Origin of the sequence: Amycolatopsis umgeniensis (assembly GCF_014205155.1) — a bacterium.
Classification (GTDB): Bacteria; Actinomycetota; Actinomycetes; order Mycobacteriales; family Pseudonocardiaceae; genus Amycolatopsis; species Amycolatopsis umgeniensis.
Map to the genome: position 1 here is coordinate 5,608,717 of NZ_JACHMX010000001.1, position 21,262 is coordinate 5,629,978.

Genomic DNA, 21,262 nt, shown 5'->3' on the forward strand with positions numbered 1-21,262 from the left:
GTCGTCCCCCCAGCTCTGGCTGGGTGTCGGACCCTCTGGAAGAGTGTGCGTAAGCAACGTGAACGGGTAAGGGGCTGTCGCATGACGGAGACCGGCGGACCGTCCGGGCCGGAAGGTACCGAGACGCCGAAGCCGCAGGCGGACGCACCGACGCCGCCGCAGGGCGAAGTGCGGCCACCATCGGCGCCGGAGCAGCAATGGCAATCCCCGTCCGGGGCCACGCCGCCGCCTCCGCTGCCGTCCTATCAACCGCCGCGGCAGCAGGGCCCGGACTGGAAGGTCGGCCTCGGCAGGCCAGGGGTCATCCCGCTGCGCCCGCTGAACCTGACCGACATCCTCGACGGCGCGGTCACGGCCATGCGCAAGTACTGGCGGATGGTCTTCGGTGCCGCCGCGGTCACCGCCGTGCTCACCGCGGCCATCAACCTGGTCGGGCTGCTGCTGGTGGACACCACCAGTGACCTCGAGAAGGTCCGCGACCTCGGCCCGGCCGCCACCGATCAGGAACTGCTGAACCAGATGTTCAGCCTTCTCGGCGGCACACTGGCGAGCTCGTTCATCGGCCTCATCGCGACCCTGCTCGGGACGACGCTGCTCACGGGCTTCTTGACCGTCCTGATGGGCAAAGCCGTGCTGGGCAAACCGGTCACCTTCAAAGAGGCGCTGAAAGAGGCGACGCCCCGGCTGCTGCCGCTGCTCGGGCTGACCGTGCTTTACACGCTGGCGATCATGGTCGCCGCGATCTTCTGCCTGCTGCCCGCGATCATCCCCTATACCTTCTGGGCGCTGGCCAGCCCGGCGTTCATCCTCGAACGCGGCACGGTGATGGAGTCGTTCCGCCGGTCGGTGAAGCTGGTCTCGGGCATGTTCTGGCGGGTCTTCGGGATCCTGCTGCTGGCCACCGTGATCTCGTCGTTCCTGGCGTCGATCATCACGCTGCCGTTCAGCTTCAGCGCCTTCATGTCGATCTTCGGCAACCTGAACCAGATGTACGTCCCGTCGACCGGTGACCTGATCCTGCAGTCGGTGGGCACGGTGGTCGCGCAGACGATCGTCGGCCCCTTCACCGCGCTGGTGACCGTGATCCTCTACATCGACCAGCGGATGCGCCGCGAAGGCATGGACATCGAGCTGGCCCGCGCGGCCGGGATCACGCCGCCGCCCCCGCCGCAGGCATGGTGACGCGCTTCCTCACCGAGGTCCCGGTCGACATCGACCGGGACACGGCCCGGCTGCGCGCGGCCGAGGAGCTCTCGGGCCAGGCGTATCAGGCCGCGAAACCGAGCTGGTTGTCCGAGGCGTTCACCTGGGTGCTCGAAAACCTGCTGGGCTTTCTCAACACCGTCAACAGCGCCGTGCCCGGCGGGATCTTCGCCGTGGTGCTGCTGGTCGTCGTGCTGATCGTGCTGGTCGTGGTGATCCGGTTGCGGTCCGGCCCGCTGGCGACGTCGGCCAAGGGCGGCCGCGCCGTGTTCGCCGGACAGCGCAAGGCTTCCGGTGAACACCGCAGGGCGGCCGAGGAGGCCGCGTCGCGGGGTGACTTCGACGACGCCGTCCGGGAGAGCTTCCGTGCCGTGGTGCGGTCCTTGGAGGAGCGCGCGCTGCTGGACGAGAAGTCCGGCCGGACCGCGGACGAGGCCGCCAACGAGGCCGGACGGTTGCTCCCGGACGTCGCGGACCCGCTGCGCGCGGGCGCCCGGTTGTTCGACGATGTCCACTATGGAGGGATCCCGGCCACCGAGGCCGGCTACCGGTCACTGTCCGAATTGGACGAACGCTGCCGTCGCGCCCGGCCCGTCGCCTTGGCGGCCGGATGACCTCGGTTTCGCCCGACGCCCGCCGGATCTGGCACGGGGTGCGGCTCCCGCTCGCGGTCGTCCTCCTGCTCGTGCTCACCGGGACGCTGCTCGTCCTCTTCCAAGGCGAGCAGACCACCGGCGCGCTCGAGCCGGGTTCGTACGAGCCCGGCGGCAGCCGCGCGCTGGTGACCCTGCTGGAACGCGAAGGCGTCGAGATCATCACGGTGCGCACTGCGGCCGAGGCCGACGACGTCGCGGGGAAAGCGACCGTCCTGATCACCCAGCCCTCCTACGTCCCCAAGCGCACGTTCACCGAACTCCGGCGCATCGCTTCGGATGTCGTCCTGGTGCAGCCGAGCGCCGGCACGGTCGACGAAGTCCTTCCCGGGGTGCGGGTGACGGGTGAGCTCGAAACCGAGACCCGCGCCCCCGACTGCCAGGCGAAGGACCCTGTCGCGGCGGGGAGCGCGACGATGGGCGGCCTGAAGTATTCGGCCACGCAGCCGAGGGCACTGGAATGCTACGGCGGTTCGTACCTGGAAGTGCCCGGTCCACAAGGGACGGTGACCGTACTCGGCGCTCCCGCGCCGCTGACCAACGAGTGGCTGGCCGACGAGGGCAACGCGGCCTTGGCGATGCGGCTGCTCGGGAAGCACGATCGGCTGGTCTGGTACCTGCCGACACCGGCCGATCCCTTCCTGGAGAACGAGAAGAAGCCGCTGTCGGAACTGATCCCGGCCGGCTGGTCGTACGCGGCGCTGCAGGCCGGGGTCGCGGTGGTGCTGCTGGCGCTGTGGCGTTCCAGGAGGCTGGGGCCGGTGGTGACCGAGCCGATCCCGGTCGTGGTGCGCGCGGCCGAGGCCACCGAGGGACGGGCGCGGCTGTATCGCAAGGCGAAGGCCGCCGCGCACGCCGGGGAGACCCTGCGCGAGGCGGCCCGCGCGCGGCTTCGGCCGTTGCTGGGGCTCACCCGCGACGCCGAACCCGCGGCGCTGGTGGAATCCGTCGCCGCGCGGACCGGCGGGATGCCCGCCGAGATCGGCGCGCTGCTGTACGGGGACCCGCCCGCCGACGACGCTGCGCTCGTGCGGCTGGCGGACGGACTCGATGTCGTGGAACGAGAGGTGGAGCGGTCTTGAGTACCGAACAGTCCGATTTGGACACAGGGGACGGCGCGGCCGAAGCGCGGGCGGCGCTGATCGCCCTGCGCGCCGAGGTCGGAAAGGCCGTGGTGGGCAACGACGCGGCCGTCACCGGGCTCATCATCGCGTTGCTGTGCCGGGGACACGTGCTGCTCGAAGGCGTTCCGGGCGTGGCGAAGACGTTGCTGGTGCGGGCCTTGGCCGCGGCACTGGACCTGGAGACGACGCGGGTGCAGTTCACGCCGGACCTCATGCCGGGCGACATCACCGGCTCGATCGTCTACGACGCGCACAGCGGCGAGTTCTCCTTCCGCGAGGGCCCGGTGTTCACGAATCTGCTGCTGGCGGACGAGATCAACCGCACGCCGCCGAAGACGCAGTCTTCGCTGCTCGAGGCGATGGAGGAGCGCCAGGTCTCCAGCGACGGCAAGACACGGCCGCTGCCCGATCCGTTCATCGTCATCGCGACGCAGAACCCTGTCGAGTACGAAGGCACGTACCCGCTTCCCGAGGCGCAGCTCGACCGGTTCCTGCTGAAGCTGACCATGCCGACACCGTCCCGTGAGGACGAATTCGGCATCCTTTCCCGGCACGCACAGGGTTTCGATCCGCGCAACCTGGCCGCGGCCGGGATCAAGCCGGTCGCCGGGGCCGCCGAACTCGACGCCGCGCGGCGCGCGGTCGCCGGGGTCACCGTGCGCCCCGAGGTGCTCGCCTACATCGTCGACGTCTGCCGGGCGACGCGGGCGCTGCCGTCCGTGCGCCTCGGTGTTTCCCCGCGTGGCGCGACGGCCCTGCTGGCCGCGACACGGGCGTGGGCGTGGCTCGCGGGCCGCGACTACGCCACCCCGGACGACGTCAAAGCCTTGGCGCGGCCGTCTTTGCGGCACCGGCTCGACCTGCGGCCCGAAGCCGAACTCGAAGGCGCGACCGCGGACGGTGTGCTGGACCGCGTCCTCGCGTCCGTGCCCGTCCCGCGCTGATGGCCGTCACCGGGCGGCTCGGGCTCCTGGCGCTCCTCGCGGCGCCGGTGGTCGGTCTCCTGCTGCCCTCATGGGCCGGGATCGGGCTGGCCGCGGCGGTGCTGTTCCTGCTGGTGGTGCTGGATCTCCTGCTCGCCGGGAGTGTGCGGAAGCTGCGCTTCGCGCGGTCCGGCGCGACGTCCGTACGGCTGGGGGAGGCCTGCGAGGTCACGCTGACCGTGGCCAATCCCGGTGGCCGTGCGGTGCGCGCCCGGCTCCGGGACGCCTGGCCGCCCAGTTCGGGCGCGGACGACAGGCACCGTCTGACCTTGCCCGCGGGCGAACGCCGCGTCGTGACCACCACGCTCCTGCCGACCCGGCGCGGTGACCGCCGGGCGGTCAGGGTCACCGTCCGGTCGACAGGGCCGCTGGGACTCGCGGCGCGGCAGGGTTCGCACGACGTTCCGTGGACCGTGCGGGTGCTGCCGCCGTTCCACAGCCGCAAACATCTGCCGTCGCGGCTGGCGCGACTGCAGCAGCTCGACGGCCGCAACGCGGTGCTGATCCGGGGCCAGGGCACGGAATTCGACTCCCTGCGCGAGTACGTGATCGGTGACGACGTCCGGTCGATCGATTGGCGGGCCTCGGCACGCGCGTCCGACGTGATGGTGCGGACCTGGCGCCCCGAACGCGACCGGCACGTCGTGCTGGTCCTCGACACCGGCCGCGTTTCGGCGGGCCGGGTCGGCGACGCGCCACGTCTCGACGCGGCGATGGACGCGGCCCTGCTGCTGGCCGTGCTCGCCGCGCGCGCGGGTGACCGCGTCGACCTCCTCGCTTATGACCGCCAGGTCCATGCCGCGGTCCAGGGGTCGACGGATCTGTTGCCCGCCTTGGTGAACGCGATGGCGCCGCTCGAACCGTCGCTCATCGAGACCGACGCGCGGGGGATGGTCGCGGAGGTGCTGCGGCGGACCAGGCGGCGGGCGCTGGTCGTCCTGCTGACCGGGCTGGACGCGGCGCCGCTGGAAGAGGGCCTGTTCCCGATCTTGTCGAAGCTGACTTCACGGCACCAGCTGATGATCGCTTCGGTCGCGGATCCGCGCATCGCCGAGATGGCGGCGGGCCGTGGTGACGCGGAGGCCGTCTACGACGCGGCCGCGGCCGAGCGGGTGCTGGCCGAACGACGTCAGGTCACCGCGCGGCTGGCGCGGCACGGGGTCGAGGTCGTCGACGCCGTGCCCGAGGAGCTGCCGCCGCGGCTGGCCGATCGGTATCTCGCGCTCAAGGCGGCCGGGCGGCTGTGACGCTGAACCCGATGGTGTGGTGCCGGTTGGCGGCGGGTGTCGCGGGCGGTTAGCTCGGAACGAGATCCACACCGACAGGACGGGGTTCCGGCTTGCGCAAGGTCGTGCTGTTCTTCGCGTTGCTCCCGATGGCGCTGCTCGTGTCACCCGCGTCCGCGCAGCCCGCCGGGACCCCGGTCTACCTCGCCGACGGGGGTGGAAACGTGTCCTTGGCCGCGGCCGGGGGCAAGCCCGCCCTCGCCGACGCGAAGGACGCGGGCGCGCTGTGGGTGTACGACAAGGCGGCGCTTTCGTACAAACATGTCGCGAGTGGACAGTGCCTGGCGGCGATCAGCCCGGTGGACGGGAACGGCGTCAAACTCCTGGCGTGCGACGGAAAGGACCGGTACCAGCAGTGGCGGCGCAACGCCGGGCTGCCCGGGCTTGTGCTGCTGGCGAACGTCGCGACCGCGCGTTGCCTGACCGCGGAGGCGCCGATCGCCGGGGCGCGGCTGTACCAGGAGGTCTGCTCGCTGCCCGGACTGTCCAACACCTGGGCGGCCGGGGTGCGGACGCTCGCGATCCTCTCCGGCAACGGGCAGCGGCTCGCCACGAAGACGCCGGGGCAGCCGTTCGTGGTGCGCGTGATCGGGGAGAACGGCCAGCCCGCCGCCGACGTGCCGGTGAACTTCTTCGTGCGCGCGGCGCGGCCGAAGAACGTGCTGGTCTTCGAAGGCGGCGCCGAGACCGCGACGGCGAAGACCGGCGCCGACGGTGCGGCGACGAGCCCGAAGATCGTCCTGACCGAACCCGGCGAGTTCGAGATCCGGTTCGCGGGCAGCGCGAGTCTGGAGGACGGGAACAGCATCGCTTTCGAGGGCAGCTGCACCTGCTGAACCAGTTTGGCCTGGGGAGGATTCCGGACGGTTGTTCGCCGGGACGGAAGGCGTGACTCGCGTGATCAGACGGCGAACTCGCGTGATTGGGCGGCGAACACTTGAGTGCGGCGTCCAATCACGCGAGTTACGACCGATCCGGAACTAAGCCACCAGCGCGAAACTGGAGTAGTACTCGCCCGAGGGATCGCGCGAGCCGCTTCGGTCGGGGCTGACCTCGGCGCCGACCCAGCCCTGGAACGCCCCCGCGTCGTCGATCACCTGCAGCAGCGGGCGGACGTGGCTGTTGCCGAGGTAGCAACCGTTGTAGGACAGGCATTCGCACCAGAACTCGTAGCTGTTGCGCCGTCCGCCGAAGGCGTCGCTCAGGTAGTAGAAGCGCCTGTCGCCGGTGTCGATGATCTTCTGCGCGCACGCCGCGTGGCCGGGGCCGGCGGGGCAGCAGGAGGACGGGTCGCAGCCGGAGTCGTACTGCACGAAACCGAGGCAGGAACCGTCGTCACACTTGTTCCACCCCGGGCCCACGCCCAGCGCGCCGCTGCTTCCCCTGGTCCAGTTGGTGATCGCGCGGTGATTCACGCCTTGGCCTTCGAGCAGGTACGACCGCTGGGTCGCGCGGACCGAGCTCATCGGCGCCTTGCTGGTCTGGGCGAGGGAGGCGTTGCTGCCGTAGGCGATGCCGCTGGAGATCGAGTAGCTGTCGCCGACCAGTTGCATCCGGCCGAGCCCCGGCCGCGTCTCCGAAACCGACCAGGTCTCCTGGAGGTTCACGGGTGAGGTGGTGCCGTTGACGGTGCTGCTGGTCCAGGTGATGCCCACCTGCCCGGAGTTCTCGGTGTAGGTGCCGGTGAAGTGGCCGTTCGGCTCACCGGTGAACCCCGGCGCGGTCTTGATCGGGCAGTTGTTGCGGGGATTGGTGCCCGGCGTCCAGTCGCCGCAGAAGTAGACGTCGCCGCTGTTGACCGGGGCGGGGAAGTCCGCCTGGTTCCAGGTCCAGAAATTGTGTGCGACGGTGTTGTCGGCCGGGTTGAACACGAGATACCCGAGCCGGACGTAGTTGCGGTCGGCGTCGGTGCGGAAGCCGCCGACGCTCACCACCCAGTTCGCTTTGCCCCCGGGCGCGGCCGAGGTCTTGGCCTGGGACGCGCCGGCGAGGAGCGTCGAGGCGAGGACGGACAGGACGACTATCGCGAATACGCGTAAACGTTTTCTCCCCATGGGAGGAGCTAACCAGGTCAGCCCGCTTCCGGTCGAGAATCTCCAGCGTATCGCCAGTCGACATCACCCACTTCGCCCGCTTTCGCGGCCCGGCGGCCCACGACGAACACGTAGAGTAGAAACGCGACCTCGGCGATTACTCCGATTCCGATCCTCGCCCAGGTCGGCAGGCCCGACGGCGTCACGAAACCCTCGATCACGCCGGAGATCAGGAGCACCACGGTCAGCCCGAGCGCCATCACCACGACCGATCGCCCCTGCTCGCCGAGGGCGGCCGTCCGGGAGCGGCGTCCCGGGTCGATGACCGTCCAGCCGAGTTTCAGCCCCGTCCCGGCCGCGACGAAGACCGCTGTCAGCTCCAGCAGGCCGTGCGGCAGGATCAGGCCGAAGAACACGTCGAGCCGTCCGGCGGAGGACATCAGCGCGGCGCCGATCGCGAGGTTCAGCGAGTTCGCCCAGAGCGCGTAGATCACCGGGACGCCCAGCACGACGCCGAGGAACAGGCAGGTCGCGGCCACCCACGCGTTGTTTGTCCAGACTCGCGCGGCGAAAGAGCCCGCGGGGTCGGACGAGTAGTACGTCTCGTACTTGCCGCCCGGCGCCGTCAGATCCTTGAACTCCTCGGGCGAGGCCAGCGACGCGAGCACCTGCGGGTCACCGGCGATCCACACCGCCGCGATCGCCATCACCGCGATCGACGCCGCAGCCGACGCCAGCCACCAGCGCCTGCTCAGGTACAGCGCCGCCGGGAGCCGCTGGGTGAAGAACAGCCCGACCTCGCGCCAGGCGGGGCTGTGCGAACCCGTGACGGCGGACCGGGCCTTCGCGACCAGGCCGGACAGATGCGCGATGAGCACGGGGTCGGGCGCGACCGAGCGGATGATCGAAAGATGCGTCGCGACGCGCTGGTACAGCGTCACCAGCTCGTCGGCGTCCGGTCCGCTGAGTTTCCCGGCGCGGCCGACGAGGTCACGCAGCCGGTTCCATTCGGCCTGGTGCGCGGCGACGAACACGTCCACGTCCAACTCGGAGCCCTCCCGGCAATCGTCCTTGGTCGCCCAGCCTATTCGTCACTACGCTTGCCGGGTGGAACAAGAGTCCGAACTCGTCACCGGCGAGGCCGTCGTCCTGGACGTGCGCGCCGCGAAGCTGGCCAGCCGCGGGCTCGCCATGATCATCGACGTCGCCCTCCAGCTGATCGCGCTGTTCGTCGCGGTGCTGGTCTTGAGCCAGGTCGCCGCGTTCGGTGACGAGGCGCTCGCGCTGACCCTGTTCCTGGTGACCCTCGTGCTGATCATGGTCGGCTACCCGGTGATCTTCGAGACGCTGAGCCGCGGCCGAACCCTCGGGAAGATGGCGCTCGGCCTGCGGGTGGTCCGCACCGACGGCGGTCCGGTCCGGTTCCGGCACGCGCTGGTCCGCGGTCTCGCCGGGTTCTTCATCGACTTCTGGGCGCTGGGCCTGCTCGGCGTCGTGGCGGTGGTCACGTCGCTGCTGTCGCCCGACGGGCGCCGCGTCGGCGATTACCTCGCCGGCACCCTGGTCATCCGGGAACGCATGCCCGCCTCCCGGACGCCTTACGTCGGGATGCCGCCGCAGCTGGCGCACTGGGCTTCGCAGCTGGACCTGTCCCGGCTGCCGAACGAACTCGCGCTGGCCGTCCGCCAGTACCTGAGCCGCACGAGCGAGCTTCGTCCCGAAGCGGTCGAGGCCCTCGGGTACGGGCTCGCGCAGCAGGTCGCGGTGACGATCGGGGCGCCGGTGCCGCCGGGTGTCCCGGCTTGGGCGTACCTGTCGGCGGTGCTGGCCGAGCGACGGCGGCGGGATCAGGCGAAGTTGCAGCCTGCTGTTCAGTACGGGCCGCCTGTGCCTGTCACGCAGCCTGTGCCTGTGGCGCCGCCTGTGCCTGTGGCGCAGCCTTATCCGCAGGCGGCCGCTCCCGTGCCGGTCGCCCAGCCGGAGCCCGAGAACCCCTTCACGCCGCCGGGCTGACCTGCCGCGCTGTCCGTGAAGGCCTCCTTGAGGGACCCAGAGTCCCTCAAGGAGGCCTTCACGGACTTGCGCAGACCCTCCACTCAGGACACATCGGAGGAGTTCGCCGCCCACGTGTTGCACTGCGCGATCCGGTTCTTCTGCGCGCCGTGCTGCCACCACGAGATCGCGTGCGCGTCGGAGCCGTGGTCGCGCGGGCCGCCGTTGTGGTCGCCGCGGTCCTGCGACCCCCACGCGTCCCGGTACATCGACTGATCGACCGAGCCGCCGCGGCCGACCGTCGAGCCGAGGAACGTCCCGGACAGACACTGCGCCGAAAGTTCGTTCCGCCGCGACATCTCCAGGCCCGCCGCCGAGTCGGTGCCCGCGTCGTAGCGTGCGTCCCAATACGCCTCCGAGATACCGGAAAGCGCCTGGATGTGGTGCGCGTACTCATGGGCGAAGACGGCCAGGTAGACCCCGGGCCGGTTGCCGTACTGGTTGGGCTGAAGGCCTTCGTACGGCATGTACAGCGTCTCGTTCTGCGAGCAGTAGAACGCCGCGACCGTGCCGCCGCTGGCGTCACCGCACGGGCTCGACCAGTTCTTGCCGGACGGGTACTTCACGGTCGGCACCCGGAACGGCAGTTTCGTGTAGCTCATGACCTGCTGCCAAACGCTGTCCAGGCAAGGCCGCGCGCTTTCGAAGAACGCCGAAGACGCGTTCGGGTTGCTCGCCCAGCGCGAGAGGTTGCACGCCTGGTTCGGCAGGCCGACGTCGGAACTGAGCCACAGCGGGTTGTCCGCCAGTTTGTGATGCGGTTGCGGACCGGACGGTGCCCGGCTCGCCGAGGTCTCACGGGTCGAGCCGGCCGACGTCTCGCGCGACGCTGTCGAATCGCGCGAGCGGGTCGAGGTCGTCGATGTCTCGCTGGATGTCGTTGTCGTGTAGTCCGAAGAGGACGTCGTCGGGCTCGTCGAATAGCTCGAGTATCCGGCGTCCGCGACGTGGCGCGAGCTGCTGTTCGCGATGGCGATCACCATGATCAGCCCGCCCATCACCGCCATCACGGCCACGATCGCGACGGCCGCGATGACACCGCCGTTCGACTTCTTGGCGCGGTATCCCCCGTAGGGCGCGAAAGCCGGCTGGACGAAACGCGGGCCGTAGGGCAGTTGCGGCGGTCCGACGGCACCGGGCTGGAACGGGACCGGTGCGCCGATCCGCGGCGGCGGCAGCGGGGCCGCGCCCGGCGGGGGCAGCGGGAACCCGCCACTCGGCGGTCCCGGCCGGAACGGCGGCGGTCCCGGCGGTCCCGGCGGAACGGGACGACCGGGCGGTACGGGGCCCGGCCGGTTCGGCGGCGGCATCGGCGGGCCACCGCGCGGCGGCAGCGGGCGCGCGCCCGGCGGCGGCAGCGGACGGCCGCCCTGCGGTGGCCGTGGCGGTGGAGTCGGTGGCGGAGTCGGCCGGCGCCGCGGATCAGGCGGGCCGGGCGGCTGGTGGTTCATCGAGTGGATCCCCCATGCGGTTCGGCAACGCCGTTCGCCCAGGTGGCGGATTCGGCGTTTCGGCGGTCAGCATAGATCGGCTGCCCTAGAGTGTGTGGCTGTGTTGACGAAATGGGGGACGGCGGTCGTGGCCGTCGCGGCGAGCTCGGCCTTGATGGCCCCGCCGTCGGATTCGAATGTTCCGGAGGCGCCGGAAGCGGGCCCTTCGCTGACGAACGCGCCACAATTGCCGAAGCCGCCGCCACTGGGTGCCCGCGGCGAGCTCGGGCTGCTGCAGCCACCGAGCGGCGCGTCCGCGAACATCGCGGTGAAGGTGGAACGCGACGGTTCCGTGTCGATCACCGAGCAGGTGACCGTCCCGGGTGGACAGCGTCTGGTGCGTCGGATCCCCCTGAAGGTTCCCGCGGGTGAAGAGCAGGATCGCGTCTACGGGGTCCGTGACGTCTCGGTCGAGGGCGCGGGCAAGGCCGAGCCGAACGGCGAGCAGCTGGTCGCCACCTTCGACGGCGGCGCCTCCACCCTCGAGTACAAAGTGGACGGGGCGGTCGCCGACGTCAACGGCGCGCAGCAGGTGCGCTGGCAGGTCGCGAGCGGCTGGGACGGCGAACTGTCCCGCGTGTCCGCCTCGTTCAGCGCGCCGACGCGCGAAATGCCCACAGTGGACTGCTTCGCCGGGCCGCTCGGTTCGGACAGGCAGTGTTCGCTCGCGGAGACCGACCACAGCGGTGTCGTCCGCATCGAGCAGGACAAGCTCGCCGCGGGCGAGCGGGTCGATCTGGCCGTCCAGCTCCCGGCGGGCACCGTGCCCGCGAACGCGCGCTTCGAGCAGATCGCCTCGGTCGGCGGCGCGTTCGCCCTCACCACGCTCACCGGCATCGGTTTCGGGGCGCTCGCACTGTTCCTCATCCTCGGCGCGCTGGCCGTTCTGCTGCTGCGCCGTCGTGACAAGGGCGCCCTCACCGCGGGCACCGGTCCGGTCGACGTCCTCATGCGAGACGGCGGCCGGGTCTCCTTCGCCTCTCCCGACGGCGTCCTGCCCGGACAAGTCGGCACGGTCGTCGACGAGACCGTCGACGTCGTGGACGTCAGCGGCACGGTGGTCGACCTCGCGGTCCGCAACTACCTGTGGATCGCCGAGGTCCGCGGCGCGGGCACCGTCGATTGGCAGATCGCCCGCCGTAACGCGCCGGACGAGCATCTCGTCGCCTTCGAACGCGAGATCTACACCGCGCTCCTCCCCGAGGGCACCGATTCCGTGCTGCTGTCGGAACTCCGCGGCCGCGGCACCGTCGATCTCCGCGTCGCGGGCGAGGCGATGTACACGGACGTGGTCCGCAAGGGCTGGTTCTCGCGCCGTCCGGACAAGGGCAAGAGCAAGCTCACCTGGGCGGGTATCGGCCTGGTCGCGCTCGGCCTCGTGGGCACCGTGGTCCTGACCTTCACGGCGGGCCACGCGCTGCTCGGTGTCGCTGTCGCGCTCGCCGGGGTCGCGGCGCTGCTCGGCGCCTCCTGGGTACCGCCGAGGACCTCACGCGGCAGGCGCCTGGTCGGCCAGGTGCGCGGGCTGCTCGAGTACCTGCACACGGTCAAGGTCGACGGCATTCCCTTGGCGGACCGCGAAATGGTGTTCTCCCGGTCGCTGCCGTACGCCATCGTCCTCGGCGACACCGAACACTGGCTCCGGACGTTCGAGTCGCTCGACCCGTCGGCGGACGGTTCGGCCGGGCTGTACTGGTTCGGCGGCCTCGAGGGCGATCGGGATCTGCGCCGGTTCGCCGCGCATCTGCCGTCGTTCCTGTCCGCTTTGGACGGACTCCTCGCCGAATCCGGGCACCTGCGCTCGATCCGCCCGGAACCGGTCCCCGCCTGACGTGAAGATCTGCGTGCTGGTGGTCCTCCTGCTGGTGCTGGGCGCGGCACCGGCGGGAGCGCAGGGCGAGCCGTCGCTGCCCGCGCTCCCCAACAGCGCGGAGATCTCCCTCAAGGTGGAACGCGACGGCGCCCTCTCGGTCGTCGAGGCGGTCTCCGTGCCGAGCGAGGCGACGATGACCCGTCGCATCCCGCTCCGCACGGCGGCCCCGCGCGACCGTGACCGGATCATCGGCGTCCGTGACGTCGTGATCGAAGGCGCGGGCGATGCCGAGCTGACCGAGGACGAGTTCACCATCCGGCTCAAGGGCGGCACCTCGATCGTCCGGTACACAGTGGACGGTGTCGTCGCCGAAGCCGACGGCCTGACGCGGGTCGGCTGGCAGGTCGCGGGCGGCTGGGACAGCAGGCTCGAACTCGTGCGCGCGAACTTCGCCGCGCCGTCCATTCCGAACGCGGTCACCTGTTACGCCGGTCCCGAGGGCTCGCGGGCGCATTGCGGCACCGCGCAGATCGCGCATTCCGGGCTGACCCGGTTCAGCCAGCAGAACCTCGCGGCCGGGCAGCGGATGGAGATCTCGGTCGAGCTGCCCGGCGGCACCGTCCCGGCGAACGCGCGGCTGGAGCCGTCGAAGACCTTCGCCGGTTCGTTCGTGCTCACGGCTCCGGTCGGCTGGGCCTGGGGCGGCTTCGCGCTCGTACTGGTCGCGGCCGCCGTGGCGCTGGGCTTGCTGCGAAGGCGGGACAAGCACCCGGGTGACGCGCTCCCGGTCCGGTTGCTCACCGGCAAGGACGACCGGGCCGCGTTCGCGTCACCCGACGGCGTGCTGCCGGGACAGATCGGGATCGTCCTCTCGGGTCGTGCCGACGCCGTCGACCTCGCCGCGACGGTCGTCGACCTCGCGGTCCGCAACTACCTGTGGGTGAGTGAGGAGCCCGGCGAGCTGACCGGCTGGCGGCTCGTCCGCCGCAACCCGCCGGACGAACAGCTGACAGCCTTCGAACGCGCGGTGTTCGACGTCCTGCTGCCGGACGGGCGGGAGTCGGTGCTGCTGTCGGAGATCCAGGCCGCCCGGATCGGGATCGAGACGGTGCGGGGCGCGCTCGACGACAGCGTTGTCGAACGTCGCTGGTATTCGAGGCTGCCCGGCAGGCTCACCCGCGTCGGCCTGCGTGTCTGCTTCTACGGTTTGTTTCTCACCGTCCTGCTGGCCCTGACCGTCGGCTACGCCCAGTTCGGGCTGATCGTCATCGCCGCGGGCGCCGTCCTCGCCGTCGCCGCCCGGTGGCTGCCGGCGCGCACCGGCGCCGGCGTCGTGCTGCACCGGCGGCTGCTCGGCGTCCGTGAAGCGCTGCTGGAGACCGAGGCGGCGGACGTCCCGAAGCTCGAACGCGAGGTGCTCCTCTCTCGCGCGCTGCCCTACGCGCTCGCTCTCGGCGAACAAGAACGGTGGGTCGCCGGATTCGCCGCGCTCAAGGGCGGGCCCAAGATCTACTGGTACGGCAGGGAAGCCGCCGACGAGGGGGAGATCGCGCGGGTGAGCGACTTCACGGCCGCCGTGGTGGGAACCTTCGCCGCGACCCGACAGGGTCGTCGCCTGGAGGCCTGAGTTGCCCGTAGGGTGGTGCGCATGGCCGATCCCGAGCTTGTCCGATTCACCCTCGACAACGGTCTGCGCGTGGTGCTCGCGCCCGACGCGACCGCTCCGGTGGTGGGTGTCAGCGTCCACTACGACGTGGGCTTCCGTTCCGAGCCCGAAGGGCGCACCGGTTTCGCGCACCTCTTCGAGCATTTGATGTTCCAGGGGAGCGAGAGCCTGGAGAAGCTCGCGCACTTCCGGTACGTCCAGTCGAGTGGTGGCAGCTTCAACGGCTCCACCCATCCGGACTACACGGATTACTTCGAGGTCCTCCCCGCCGCGGCTCTCGAGCGCGCCCTGTTCCTCGAAGCGGACAGGATGCGGGCGCCGAAGCTGACGCAGGAGAACCTGGCCAACCAGATCGACGTGGTCAAGGAGGAGATCCGCCTCAACGTGCTGAACCGGCCGTACGGCGGATTCCCGTGGATCACCCTCCCGCCGGTGCTGTACTCGACGTTCCCCAACGCGCACAACGGTTACGGCGGTTTCGAGGATCTCGAGCAGGCCACCCTGGACGACTGCGCGGCCTTCTTCGACACCTACTACTCGCCCGCGAACGCGGTGCTGACCGTCGCCGGTGACTTCACCGTCGAGGAGGCCCGCGAGCTGATCGAGAAGCATTTCGGCGACGTGCCGCACCGGCCCGCGCCCGAGCGTCCCTCGTTCGCCGAGCCCGCCCCCGAGGGCGAGCTGCGCGGCGAGCAGAACGACCCGCACGCCCCGCTGCCCGCGATCGGCATCGGCTACCGCATGCCGGATCCGATCAACGACCTCGACGGCTACCTGGCGAATCTCGTGCTCGCCGGCGTGCTCACCGACGGCGACGGCTCCCGCTTGCAGCAGCGCATGGTGCACCGCGAGCCGCTGGTCGTCGACATCGGCGCGGGTGCCGGGCTGTTCGGCCCGTTCGAGGCCCGCGACCCGGACACGTTCACCATCACCGCGATCCACCCGCCGGACGTGAGCACCGAGCAGGTGCTCGCCGCGCTGGACGAGGAGCTGGAGAAGCTGGCGGCCACGCCGCCGGAAGACCAGGAACTGAAGAAGGTCACCGCACGCTGGGCCGCGAGCCTGCACTCGGAGCACGACAAGCTGGTCTCCCGCACGCTGGCTCTCGGCTCGTTCGAGCTGCTGTACGGCGACGCGTCGCTGGTGTACCGGCTCGCCGAGAAGATGTCGGCGGTCACCGGGGAAGCCGTCTCGGCGGCGGCGAAGGCGCTGCGGCCGGACTCGCGCGCCGTCCTCGTCGTCCGCCCCGGCAGCGGCAGTGTCGAATCCGAGCAGGAAGGTACCGAGCAGTGAGCGCACCGCACCGCACCGCCGAGGAGATCGGCCGCACGGCCGCCGGGCCGCGTCCGGTCCCGTCGCTGGGGACGCAGCGCGCCGCCGCCGATCTGTCCCATGTGGACACCACGCTGAGCAACGGGCTGCGGGTGCTCGCCGTCCGCAAGGCCACCGTGCCGCTGGTCGAGCTGCGGGTCTGGATCCCGTTCGCCGGCGAAGACGCGCTGCACCCGGCGACGGCCGAAGTGCTGGCCGAGACCCTGCTGACCGGCACCGCCCGCCGCGACCGCATCGAGATCGACGCGGATCTGGCGCTGATCGGTGGTGACCTGGGGTCCGGTGTCGACCCGGAGCGGCTGTCCATCTCCGGTACCTCGCTGGCCGAAGGCCTGCCGACGATGCTCGACGTCCTCGCCGACGCGCTCACCGGCGCGTCGTACGCGGACGCCGAGGTCGCGCGGGAACGCGAACGGCTGATCGAGCGGATCGCCGTCTCCCGCACGCAGCCGCGGACGATCGCCCGCGAGGCGCTGCAGAAGCACCGCTACGGGAACCACCCCGCCGTCCGCGAGGTCCCGCAGGCCGAAGATGTCGCGGTCGTGACGCCGGAGCAGGTGCGTGCCTTGCACCAGGCCTCGGTGCTGCCGCGCGGATCCGTGCTGGTGCTCGTCGGCGACATCGACCCGCAGACCGTCATCGGCGACCTGGAGAAGGCGCTCGGCGGCTGGGCTTCGGATCGCTCCGCCGTCCGCCTGCCCGCACTGCCCGATCTCACCGGCGGCAACGTCCTGCTGGTGCCGCGGGCCGGTGCCGTGCAGTCGCAGATCCGGCTGTCCGCGCAGACCGTGTCGCGTACGGACCCGAGGTACGCCGCGCTGCAGCTGGCGAACCTCGCGTACGGCGGGTACTTCTCGTCGCGGCTGGTCGAGAACATCCGCGAGGACAAGGGCTACACCTACAGCGCGCACTCCGGCTTCGAGTTCACCGACCAGACCGCCGTGGTGAACGTCGACGCGGACACCGCGACCGACGCGACGGCCGCGGCGCTCCTGGAGACGCGGTACGAGCTGGCCAGGCTCGGTCTCGTGCCGCCGACCGCCGACGAGGTCGAGTCGGTGCGGCAGTACGCGATCGGCTCGCTGGTCACGGCCGCGTCCTCGCAGGCGGGCCTCGCCGCGCAGCTGGCCGCGCTCGCCGCGACCGGGCTGGGCGCCGAATGGCTCGCCGAGCATCCGGCCCGGCTCGCCGCGGTCACCGCCGAGGACGTGGCGAACGCCGCGCTGGAGTTCTTCGCGCCCAAGCGGTTCACCGGGGTCGTCGTCGGTGACGCCGACGTCCTCGCGCCGAAGCTGAAGGCACTGGGCGACGTGACGGTCGGAGAACCCGCCTGATGGAGACGCCGTTCGGGTTAGGGGCGCTCCCGACGCTTTCGCGCTCCACGGCGGACCGTCAGGAGTCCTTGCGCACCAACCCGGACAGGCTCGCCGCGCGCTGGTCCGACGCCAGGGTCGTGCTGCTCGACGAGCACGCGCGCACCCCGGTGGTGGAGGGTTCCGGCTCGCTCGCGACCCGCAAGACGCAGGACTTCGGCACCGAGCCGCCCGCCGACGCGGTCTTCCTGGGGGAGTGGCGGGGCACCGACTTCTGGTCGCTGCCCGGCCGCCCCGCGGGGGAGACCGACACCGTCGAGATGGCGGGCAGCTGGGGTGTCGTCGAAGAGGTCCCGCGGCACGAAGGCGAGATCTGGGTCGACCTGCGCGGCTACGGTGACCTGCTCGACGACGCTTCGGCCGGGCTGTTCACCACCGCGCAGGCGTTGCAGAACTGGCGTCGGCAGGCGAAGTTCTGCACGCGGTGCGGGAGCCCGACGGAGCTGGTCCAGCTGGGCTGGGCGAGCAAGTGCACCGGCTGCGGCCGGGAGGAGTACCCGCGCACCGACCCCGCCGTCATCTGCCTCGTGCACGACGACGCCGGTGTCGACGGCGAGCACGTCCTGCTGGCGCGGCAGCCGATCTGGCCGCCGAACCGGTACTCGATCCTCGCCGGGTTCGTCGAGGCGGGGGAGTCGCTCGAAGGCTGTGTCGAGCGGGAGATCCGCGAAGAGGTCGGCGTCGACGTGCGTGAAGTGCGCTATCTCGGCAGCCAGCCGTGGCCGTTCCCGCGGTCGATCATGCTCGGGTTCACCGCGCGGGCGGACATCTCCGCTCCGCTGGTGCCCGCCGAGGGCGAGATCGAAGAGGCGTTCTGGGTTTCGCGCGCGGAGGTGCGGGCCGCCTTCGCGAACAGTCAGCTGCGGAACGAGGGCGCCGTGCCGACCCCGATCGCCGGTGGTACCCGGGAGCTGGTGCTGCCGGGCAACTCGTCCATCGCGCGCGTGATGCTGGCGGCCTGGGCGGGCGTCTGATCACGCGAGTTCCGTCTCTGATCACGTGAGTTCGCTGCCCAATCACGTGAGTTCGCCGTCTGATCACGCGAGATCGCCGAAAGGCCATCTAGCCAAGGTTGGTGATTGGCCCACCGGGCGGTGAAGTGTCCGCTATTCTCCGGTCGTCCGATTTCAGGACTTTCGCATCGAAAAACTGGGGAAAACCATGAAGAACACCTTGCGGCGGTTCGCCGTCGCCGGAGCCGCTGTCGCGGCCGTCGTTTCGTTCAGCGCCGTGAACGCGGGAGCGGCGCAGGCCTCGGACTACGAGTACTTCGCTTCGTACCCGAACCAGGAGGACTGCGGGATCACCGGCCACCACGGCAAGCTCGCCGGGGACTGGGACGGGTGGATGTGCTACCCCTCCCCCACGATCCCCTGGGTGTACGACCTGTACGTGCAGCCCAACTTCTGATCCACCGCCGCGTAGCCGAAGGGCCGCTCAGGAACTCCTGAGCGGCCCTTCGTCGTCCGCGCCGCACGAAAGCGTTACCTCCCCGTTTCTCGGGCCCGTTGACGACTGTGGTTCGGCTCACTACAGTCCCCGGAAACCGTCTGTAAAGTTTCCTAACGAAGTCGGGAGCGAGTCCCCATGCGAGCCGGTAGTCCGCGAATGCTGCGCGAGATCAACGATCGCGCGGCCATCGAGGTCCTCCTCCAGGAGGGGCCGATGACGCGTTCCGAGCTCGAGGTCGCGATCGGCCTGTCGAAGCCCGCGACGGCGCAGCTGCTCACCCGCCTCGAACAGGACGACGTCGTCGCCAAGGCGGGCGTGCGTGGCGGGGGCCGCGGCCCGAGGGCGCAGCTCTGGGAGGTCAACGGCGGTGTCGCCTACGTCGCGGCCGTGGATCTCACCCCGCACGTCGCCGATTTCGTCGTCGCCGACGTCACCGGCGCGGTGCTCGCCGAGTACCAGGTCCCGCTGCCGGTCCACGAGGGCGCGGACGTCGTCGGCACCTTCGGCGCGGCGCTCACCCACGTCGCCGCCGAGGCCGGACTCGCCGCCACCGACCTCCGTCACGTCGTCATCGGCGCGCAGGGCGCCTTCGACCCGCGCACCGGGCTGCTGTCGTCGGCGCCGCACATCCCCGGCTGGCTCGGCTTCGACGTGCCGACCAGGCTCAGCGAGGAACTCGGCGTCGGCGTCACCATCGAGAACGACGTCAACCTCGTCGCGATCGTCGAAATGACCGTCGGTCAGGCGTTCGGCCTCGACGACTTCGTGATGATCTGGCTCAGCGACGGCGTCGGCGGCGCGGTGGTGGTCGGGCGGCGGCTGCTGCGCGGCGCGACCGGCGGTGGCGGCGAGATCGACTGGATGCGCGTGCCGGATCCGGCTTCGGTTGCCAGGCAAGGAGAAAAGCCGCGCGAGGGCGACCGCTTCGGTGACCTCGTCGCGTCACCCGCCGTGGTCGTGTTGGCCGCCGCGCACGGCATCGAGGCCGAGACCGGCGCGGACGCCGTCGCCAAGGCCCGGGAGCAAAAGAACGAAGCCTTCCTCGACGACCTCGCCCGCCGAGTCGCGAGCGGCGCGGCCGGCCTGATCGCGGTCGTCGACCCCGAACTCGTCCTGCTTTCCGGTGACACCAGCCGGGCCGGTGGCGACGCATTCGCCGCGCTGGTGGCGAAAAGGCTGCACGAACTCGTCCTGCCCCCCACCCCCGTCGGGGTCGCTTCGGTGCAGGGCAACGCGGTCCGCGCGGGTGCGCTCCAATCCGCGCTCGCCACCGTTCGCAGGGACGTCTTCGGCGTCAACACCCCTTCGCTCCTCGGGCCCCGCAGGTCCGGGGCGGGAGAGCCCGGTCAGGTCGCGGCGATCCCCGAATCACGAACAGAACCACCGTCTCCCGCCCCAACCAACTAGGAGGAGGGTCATGAGTTCCACGACCCAGGTTCGGAGAAGTGGCCGCCGTTGGCGCGGCTCGATAGTGCTCGGCGCGGTCACCGTCGCCGCGCTGGTGTCCGCTTGTTCGGGCGCCGCAAGCGGCCCGAACTCCGGCTCGGGTGACGCCGCGGCCGCCCCCGCCGCGGACGCGAAGCTCACGCTGACCGTCTACAGCAAGTTCACCGACCGCGAGTACAACGTGGTCACCGCCGGGCTCAACAAGCTCAAGGCGAAGTTCCCGAACATCGAGATCAAGCACGAAGGCCAGCAGGACGACGACAAGATCACCCAGTCCGTCCGCGGCGGCAACCCGCCGGACGTGGCGATCTCGTTCTTCACCGACAACCTCGGCGCCTGGTGTTCCACGGGCAGCTTCCAGGATCTGAAGCCCTACATCGATCGCGACAAGATCGACCTGACGCAGATCCCCGACGCCGTCCGCAGCTACACCGAGTTCCAGGGCAAGCGCTGCGCCATGCCGCTGCTCGCCGACGTCTACGGCTTCTACTACAACAAGGACATGTTCGCGGCGAAGGGCGTCACGTCACCGCCGAAGACGACCTCGGAACTGTTCGAGGCCACCAAGAAGCTGACCGAGTTCAACCCGGACGGCTCGATCAAGGTCGCCGGCTTCCTGCCGTCGATGCCGTTCTACGCCAACTACGCGCAGTACTGGGCCCCGAACTTCGGCGCCACCTACCTCGGCCCGGACGGGCAGTCCCACCTGGCCGACAGCCCCGAGTGGAAGGCGATGTTCGACTTCCAGAAGCAGCTCGTGGACTTCTACGGTGGCCACGCCAAGGTCGAGCAATTCAAGGCCGGTCTCGGTGAGGAGTACTCGGCGGACCACGGTTTCCAGCGCGGCAAGCTCGCGATGATGATCGACGGCGAGTACCGCACCGCGTTTATCAAGGACCAGGCGCCGGACCTGAAGTTCGCGACCGCCGCCCCGCCGGTGCTCGACAGCAAGCCGGACCGCTACGGCGGCGCGTTCACCACGGGCACGATCATCGCGATCCCCAAGGGTGCCAAGAACCCCGGCGCGGCTTGGGAACTGATCAAGCAGGTCACCCTCGACACGTCGACGCTCGTCGAGCTGTCGAACGGGCTCAAGAACGTGCCGAGTACCAAGGCCGCGCTGACCGACCCGAAGCTCGAGGTCACGCCCGAGTTCAAGACGTTCCTCGATCTGTACAACGGCGGGAAGCTGCTTCCCAACCCGTCGACCCCGATCGGCGACGCGCACCTCAAGGCCGTCAACGACTTCGCGGAGAAGTGGCAGGCGGGCAACATCCCCGACATGGCCGCGGGTCTCAAGCAGGTCGACGCTCAGATCAACGACGAGCTGGCCCAGAAACGCGCCGGCGGCTGATC

General features: G+C 70.5%; 18 protein-coding genes. 15 read left to right on the forward strand and 3 right to left on the reverse strand.

Annotated elements, in window-relative coordinates:
- The first annotated feature begins 81 nt into the window (after nucleotides 1–81).
- From HDA45_RS26720 to HDA45_RS26745, 6 genes are all read left to right on the forward strand, one after another.
- Nucleotides 82–1,182, forward strand: coding sequence for a DUF7847 domain-containing protein (locus tag HDA45_RS26720; RefSeq protein ID WP_184899799.1), 1,101 nt, complete (start codon nucleotides 82–84; stop codon nucleotides 1,180–1,182).
- A complete protein-coding gene (locus HDA45_RS26725) occupies nucleotides 1,176–1,817 on the forward strand; it encodes a DUF4129 domain-containing protein (protein ID WP_184899801.1) in 642 nt (213 codons plus the stop codon). The genes HDA45_RS26720 and HDA45_RS26725 overlap by 7 nt, the downstream gene beginning before the upstream one ends.
- Entirely contained in the window at nucleotides 1,814–2,938 is a 1,125-nt protein-coding gene (locus HDA45_RS26730) for a DUF4350 domain-containing protein (RefSeq protein WP_184899803.1), read from the forward strand. The genes HDA45_RS26725 and HDA45_RS26730 overlap by 4 nt, the downstream gene beginning before the upstream one ends.
- Nucleotides 2,935–3,924, forward strand: a complete 990-nt coding sequence (locus HDA45_RS26735) for an AAA family ATPase (RefSeq protein WP_246480797.1) — start codon at nucleotides 2,935–2,937, stop codon at nucleotides 3,922–3,924. The genes HDA45_RS26730 and HDA45_RS26735 overlap by 4 nt, the downstream gene beginning before the upstream one ends.
- Nucleotides 3,924–5,210, forward strand: coding sequence for a DUF58 domain-containing protein (locus tag HDA45_RS26740; RefSeq protein WP_184899805.1), 1,287 nt, complete (start codon nucleotides 3,924–3,926; stop codon nucleotides 5,208–5,210). The genes HDA45_RS26735 and HDA45_RS26740 overlap by 1 nt, the downstream gene beginning before the upstream one ends.
- A gap of 92 nt (nucleotides 5,211–5,302) precedes the next feature.
- The gene (locus HDA45_RS26745) at nucleotides 5,303–6,085 is read left to right on the forward strand and encodes a hypothetical protein (RefSeq protein WP_184899807.1); all 783 of its coding nucleotides are present in this window, start codon (nucleotides 5,303–5,305) and stop codon (nucleotides 6,083–6,085) included.
- A 144-nt stretch (nucleotides 6,086–6,229) separates the two neighbouring features.
- Here the strand turns inward: HDA45_RS26745 and HDA45_RS26750 are convergent, their stop codons facing one another.
- Together HDA45_RS26750 and HDA45_RS26755 are read right to left on the reverse strand one after the other, a co-directional pair.
- Complete coding sequence (locus HDA45_RS26750; protein ID WP_184899809.1) at nucleotides 6,230–7,303, reverse strand: hypothetical protein; 1,074 nt, start codon at nucleotides 7,301–7,303, stop codon at nucleotides 6,230–6,232.
- 17 nt (nucleotides 7,304–7,320) lie between these two features.
- On the reverse strand, nucleotides 7,321–8,328 hold the full coding sequence (locus HDA45_RS26755) for a stage II sporulation protein M (RefSeq protein ID WP_184899811.1): 1,008 nt from the start codon (nucleotides 8,326–8,328) through the stop codon (nucleotides 7,321–7,323).
- Nucleotides 8,329–8,389: 61 nt separating this feature from the next.
- On the opposite strand from HDA45_RS26755, the gene HDA45_RS26760 reads away from it, so the two are divergent.
- A complete protein-coding gene (locus HDA45_RS26760) occupies nucleotides 8,390–9,295 on the forward strand; it encodes an RDD family protein (protein WP_184899813.1) in 906 nt (301 codons plus the stop codon).
- Nucleotides 9,296–9,378: 83 nt separating this feature from the next.
- Here HDA45_RS26760 and HDA45_RS26765 read toward each other — a convergent pair whose 3' ends face one another.
- Nucleotides 9,379–10,644: a neutral zinc metallopeptidase gene (locus HDA45_RS26765; protein ID WP_184906071.1), complete on the reverse strand. Its 1,266-nt coding sequence runs from the start codon at nucleotides 10,642–10,644 to the stop codon at nucleotides 9,379–9,381.
- Between the two features lie 241 nt (nucleotides 10,645–10,885).
- On the opposite strand from HDA45_RS26765, the gene HDA45_RS26770 reads away from it, so the two are divergent.
- The 8 genes from HDA45_RS26770 to HDA45_RS26805 all read left to right on the forward strand — a co-directional run bounded on the left by HDA45_RS26770 (nucleotide 10,886) and on the right by HDA45_RS26805 (nucleotide 21,260).
- A complete protein-coding gene (locus tag HDA45_RS26770) occupies nucleotides 10,886–12,655 on the forward strand; it encodes a DUF2207 family protein (protein ID WP_184906073.1) in 1,770 nt (589 codons plus the stop codon).
- A 13-nt stretch (nucleotides 12,656–12,668) separates the two neighbouring features.
- Nucleotides 12,669–14,264 (forward strand): DUF2207 family protein, encoded by a 1,596-nt coding sequence (locus HDA45_RS26775; protein WP_343072156.1) that lies wholly within the window; start codon nucleotides 12,669–12,671, stop codon nucleotides 14,262–14,264.
- Nucleotides 14,265–14,285: 21 nt separating this feature from the next.
- Entirely contained in the window at nucleotides 14,286–15,596 is a 1,311-nt protein-coding gene (locus tag HDA45_RS26780) for a M16 family metallopeptidase (RefSeq protein WP_184899817.1), read from the forward strand.
- On the forward strand, nucleotides 15,593–16,969 hold the full coding sequence (locus HDA45_RS26785) for an insulinase family protein (protein ID WP_184899819.1): 1,377 nt from the start codon (nucleotides 15,593–15,595) through the stop codon (nucleotides 16,967–16,969). The genes HDA45_RS26780 and HDA45_RS26785 overlap by 4 nt, the downstream gene beginning before the upstream one ends.
- Nucleotides 16,969–17,982, forward strand: coding sequence for an NAD(+) diphosphatase (nudC, locus tag HDA45_RS26790; RefSeq protein WP_184899821.1), 1,014 nt, complete (start codon nucleotides 16,969–16,971; stop codon nucleotides 17,980–17,982). Before HDA45_RS26785 ends, nudC begins: the two co-directional genes overlap by 1 nt.
- Nucleotides 17,983–18,169: 187 nt before the next feature.
- Complete coding sequence (locus HDA45_RS26795; RefSeq protein WP_184899823.1) at nucleotides 18,170–18,418, forward strand: hypothetical protein; 249 nt, start codon at nucleotides 18,170–18,172, stop codon at nucleotides 18,416–18,418.
- 198 nt (nucleotides 18,419–18,616) lie between these two features.
- Nucleotides 18,617–19,867, forward strand: coding sequence for an ROK family transcriptional regulator (locus HDA45_RS26800; RefSeq protein WP_184906075.1), 1,251 nt, complete (start codon nucleotides 18,617–18,619; stop codon nucleotides 19,865–19,867).
- Nucleotides 19,868–19,877: 10 nt separating this feature from the next.
- Complete coding sequence (locus HDA45_RS26805; protein ID WP_221471239.1) at nucleotides 19,878–21,260, forward strand: extracellular solute-binding protein; 1,383 nt, start codon at nucleotides 19,878–19,880, stop codon at nucleotides 21,258–21,260.
- Nucleotides 21,261–21,262: the final 2 nt, after the last annotated feature.

Excerpts from the sequence above, each read along its gene's own strand:
- HDA45_RS26720 (WP_184899799.1), top strand. The coding sequence starts at position 82 with ATGACGGAGACCGGCGGACCGTCCGGGCCGGAAGGTACCGAGACGCCG.
- HDA45_RS26725 (WP_184899801.1), top strand. The coding sequence starts at position 1,176 with ATGGTGACGCGCTTCCTCACCGAGGTCCCGGTCGACATCGACCGGGAC.
- HDA45_RS26730 (WP_184899803.1), top strand. The coding sequence starts at position 1,814 with ATGACCTCGGTTTCGCCCGACGCCCGCCGGATCTGGCACGGGGTGCGG.
- HDA45_RS26740 (WP_184899805.1), top strand. The coding sequence starts at position 3,924 with ATGGCCGTCACCGGGCGGCTCGGGCTCCTGGCGCTCCTCGCGGCGCCG.
- HDA45_RS26750 (WP_184899809.1), bottom strand. The coding sequence starts at position 7,303 with ATGGGGAGAAAACGTTTACGCGTATTCGCGATAGTCGTCCTGTCCGTC.
- HDA45_RS26765 (WP_184906071.1), bottom strand. The coding sequence starts at position 10,644 with ATGCCGCCGCCGAACCGGCCGGGCCCCGTACCGCCCGGTCGTCCCGTT.
- HDA45_RS26780 (WP_184899817.1), top strand. The coding sequence starts at position 14,286 with ATGGCCGATCCCGAGCTTGTCCGATTCACCCTCGACAACGGTCTGCGC.
- nudC (WP_184899821.1), top strand. The coding sequence starts at position 16,969 with ATGGAGACGCCGTTCGGGTTAGGGGCGCTCCCGACGCTTTCGCGCTCC.
- HDA45_RS26795 (WP_184899823.1), top strand. The coding sequence starts at position 18,170 with ATGAAGAACACCTTGCGGCGGTTCGCCGTCGCCGGAGCCGCTGTCGCG.
- HDA45_RS26800 (WP_184906075.1), top strand. The coding sequence starts at position 18,617 with ATGCTGCGCGAGATCAACGATCGCGCGGCCATCGAGGTCCTCCTCCAG.
- HDA45_RS26805 (WP_221471239.1), top strand. The coding sequence starts at position 19,878 with ATGAGTTCCACGACCCAGGTTCGGAGAAGTGGCCGCCGTTGGCGCGGC.